The sequence below is a fragment of the Methylobacterium sp. AC832 genome (assembly GCF_979256025.1).
On record NZ_CEEDMV010000030.1, the window covers coordinates 1 to 473 of the forward strand.

The following is a 473-nucleotide window of genomic DNA, read 5'->3' on the forward strand; positions in this document are numbered from 1 at the left end:
AGGCGGTGGACATCGCGGCGGACCATGACGGGAGCGACCGCGCCCGTCGATGCGTCGTAGGGTGCACGATAAGAATCCCACGCGGTGTCGGCGCGACAGCCTGAAGGCGACCGGCGGGCTCAGTCGATCCGCTTCATTGTGCACACGCCTGAGGACATCGGGCATGACGGCAAGACTTTGCTTTGTGTCCCATGTTAGAATCTGGCTTGCATTGTGCGCGTGAGGCGGGTTGGATGCTCAGCGGTTCGACTCTTCTACGGGTGGTGGTGCTCTTCGTCGCGGCGGCGGCGCTGGCGGGTCTGGTCCAGGCCTTCTGGCCGCAGGGTGCCGACGCTCCGCCCCCCGCGCCGACGGTGCAGCGCACCGAGCCGACCAAGGCCAGCCCACCGAGAACCGTCGCGACTGCGCCGCAACCTCGCGCGGAACCGGCACCCGCCGCCCCGCAGGAAGCCCCACCAGCCTCCGTCCTGCCA

At 68.7% G+C, this 473-nt stretch carries 1 pseudogene; it reads left to right on the forward strand.

Annotation, left to right across the window (positions count from 1 at the left end):
• Positions 1–233 precede the first annotated feature (233 nt).
• Positions 234–473, forward strand: a pseudogene (locus AC0IXR_RS24995) (helix-hairpin-helix domain-containing protein); the annotation flags it as partial.